Annotated in this window: 3 protein-coding genes; 2 read left to right on the top strand and 1 reads right to left on the bottom strand. The window is 72.1% G+C overall.

Annotation, left to right across the window (positions count from 1 at the left end; all coding sequences use genetic code 11):
• Positions 1-448, top strand: a 448-nt coding sequence (locus tag K8V84_RS05575; RefSeq protein ID WP_304071291.1) for an ROK family protein, incomplete at its 5' end; no start/stop codon positions are given.
• A complete protein-coding gene (locus K8V84_RS05570) occupies positions 445-1,146 on the top strand; it encodes an N-acetylmannosamine-6-phosphate 2-epimerase (RefSeq protein WP_304071288.1) in 702 nt (233 codons plus the stop codon). The genes K8V84_RS05575 and K8V84_RS05570, both read left to right, overlap by 4 nt.
• 60 nt (positions 1,147-1,206) lie before the next feature.
• Here the strand turns inward: K8V84_RS05570 and K8V84_RS05565 are convergent.
• A partial coding sequence (locus K8V84_RS05565) for an ABC transporter ATP-binding protein (RefSeq protein ID WP_304071285.1) occupies positions 1,207-2,695 on the bottom strand: 1,489 nt, incomplete at its 5' end.

Below are 2,695 nucleotides of genomic sequence, written 5' to 3'. Positions count from 1 at the left end.
CGTGCCCGTGGCCGCCGCGGCCGGCCGCCGCTGTCCCTGTGGGGCCGAGGGCCACGTCGAGTCGGTCGCCTCCGGTCCCGCTCTGGTGGCCGAGTACACCGAACGTGGCGGCGTCGCCGTGACACGACTGGAGGAGGTCGTGGCACTGGTGGGCCGAGATCCGGTGGCCCGCTCCGTGTTGGTCGACGGGGCCACGGCCCTGGGGTCGGCACTGGCCGGTCTGGCCAACGTGGTCGCCCCCGACGTCATCGTGATCGGGGGAGGAGTCGCGGGGGCGGGCGCCCACTGGTGGTCGGCGCTGACCGAGGAGATCGAACAGGGTCTGGTCCCGGCGCTGCGCGGACTATCGGTGGTCCCCGCCGCGCTGGGGGCGGACGCGGCCCTGCTGGGCGCCGCCCACCTGGTGTGGCGGGAAGCCGAAGAGACGATGTGGGAGGAACACCGATGACGAACGTGGTGGAGCGGCTCCGGTCGGGGGTCGTGGTCTCCTGCCAGGCCTATCCGGGGGAGCCGATGCGCGACCCGGACACGATGGCCAGGGTCGCGCGGGCCGCGCAGGACGGTGGCGCGGTGGGGATCCGGGCCCAAGGGCTCGCCGACCTGGTCCGGATCCGCGAGGCCACCGACCTGCCGCTGATCGGCCTGGTCAAGGAGGGAAGCAGCGGGGTCGTGATCACCCCGACCCTGGGCCTGGCACTGGAGGTGGCGCGCACCGGCTCCGACATCGTGGCGATCGACGCGACCGGCCGCCGGCGACCGGACGGGAGCACCACCGCCGAGATCGTCCGCGCGGTCCACGAGGAGACGGGCCGGCTGGTCATGGCAGACGTCGCGACCCATGAGGAGGGGCTCGCCGCCGTGGCGGCGGGCGCGGACCTGGTGGGCACCACCCTGTCCGGCTACACCCCCACCACGACCCGCGGGGAGGGCCCCGACCTGGATCTGGTGGAGAGCCTCTCGGGCGCCCTGGACGTTCCGGTCCTGGCCGAGGGACGTGTCCACCGGCCCGAACAGGTCACCGAGGCGTTGCGCCGCGGAGCCTTCGCCGTGGTCGTGGGCACGGCCATCACACACCCGACCACGCTGACGAGCTGGTTCGTGTCGGCCGCGCGGGTCGACACCGCAGAGCCCGCCCAGAGCACCTGACCTCGGGGCCCGCGTGAACGAGGGGCCGGGGACGCGTCCCCGGCCCCTCGCCGTTTCCGTTCAGCCGTCGGTGACCCGGCCCTCGGAGTCCATGCCCAGGCGCTCCGGAGCGCCCGGGAACGACAGTTCGAAGTCGGGGGTGTCGGCGATCAACGCACGCGTGTACTCGTGTTCGGGGGCCGACATGACCTGCCCCACCGGTCCGTACTCCACGATCTTCCCTTCATTGAGGATCGCGACGCGGTCGGCGATGTTGGACACCAGCGCGATGTTGTGCGTGACGAACAGCAGCGCCATGCCGTCGTCCTGCAACGACCGCAGGAGCTTCACGATCTCCGCCTGCACCGACACGTCCAGAGCCGACGTGATCTCGTCGCACACCAGCAGATCCGGTCGGGTCGCCACCGCGCGGGCGATGCACACCCGCTGGCGCTCACCACCGCTGAGCTGCTCGGGGAACCGCTCTCCGTAGGAGGCGGGCAGCGCCGCCCGCTCCAAGGCCTCGGCCACCACCAGGTCCGGGTCCTCGGGGCGTCCCACCAGGTGCCGGTAGGGGCCCAGAATCTGGTCGCGCACCCGCTTGCGCGGGTTCAGCGCCTCGTACGGGTTCTGGAACACGTACTGGATCCGGCGACGCTGTTCGGCGGTGCGCCGGTAGCCGCTCGTGGCCAGGATCTGACCGTCGAAGGCCATCTCGCCGGAGAACTGGTGGTGCAACCCCACCACCGAACGCGACAGGGTCGTCTTGCCCGACCCGGACTCGCCCAGCAGGGCCACGCACTCGCCGGGGGAGACCGACAGGTCGATCCCCTCCAACACCTGCGTGCGCCCGTACCCGGCGGACAGCCCGAAGATCCGCAGCAGTGGCTCCTCCCGCACCGGAGCGTCCTCGTGCCCGGAGGTGCGCAGCAGCGGTACCGCCATCAGCAGCCGCCGCGTGTACTCGTGCCGGGGGTTCGACAGCACCTCGTCGGCGCGTCCGTGCTCGACCAGCTCACCGCGGTACATGACCGCGATGTCGTCGGCCAGGTCGGCGACGACCGCCATGTCGTGGCTGATGTACACGCCCGCGGTCCCGTACTCGCGGGTCATCGACCGAATGGTCTCCAACACGTGAGCCTGGGTGGTCACGTCCAGACCGGTGGTCGGCTCGTCCAGCACGATCAGGTCGGGCCGTCCCACGAACGCCATCGCGATCGCCACGCGCTGCTGTTGCCCGCCGGACAACTGGTGGGGGTATCGGCGCAGGAACGCGGGATCGTCGGGCAGCGCCACCTCCCGCAGGACCTCGCTCACCCGCTCGGCGACCGACCGCGGTGTCGCGTCCGTGTCGTGGACGGCCTCGGTCAGCTGGGTGCCCAGACGCAACGCCGGGTTGAGCGCCGACGCGGGCGACTGCGGGATGTAGGCCACCGCGCGGCCGCGCAGCTCCCGCACCTGCCGCTCGTTCAACGACGCGAGCTCCCGCTCCCCGACCCACACCCGGCCCTCGGTGATCTCCGTGGACCGCTTGAGGTGGCGCAGCAGCGAGAGCCCCAACGTGGTCTTG

The sequence above is a fragment of the Nocardiopsis listeri genome (assembly GCF_020741345.1).
Taxonomy (GTDB): Bacteria; Actinomycetota; Actinomycetes; order Streptosporangiales; family Streptosporangiaceae; genus Nocardiopsis; species Nocardiopsis listeri_A.
Note: the sequence above shows the minus strand (reverse complement) of the source record. Positions and strands in the feature narration are given on the sequence as shown.

Coding starts and splice junctions, on each gene's coding strand:
- K8V84_RS05570 (WP_304071288.1), top strand. CDS start 445: ATGACGAACGTGGTGGAGCGGCTCCGGTCGGGGGTCGTGGTCTCCTGC.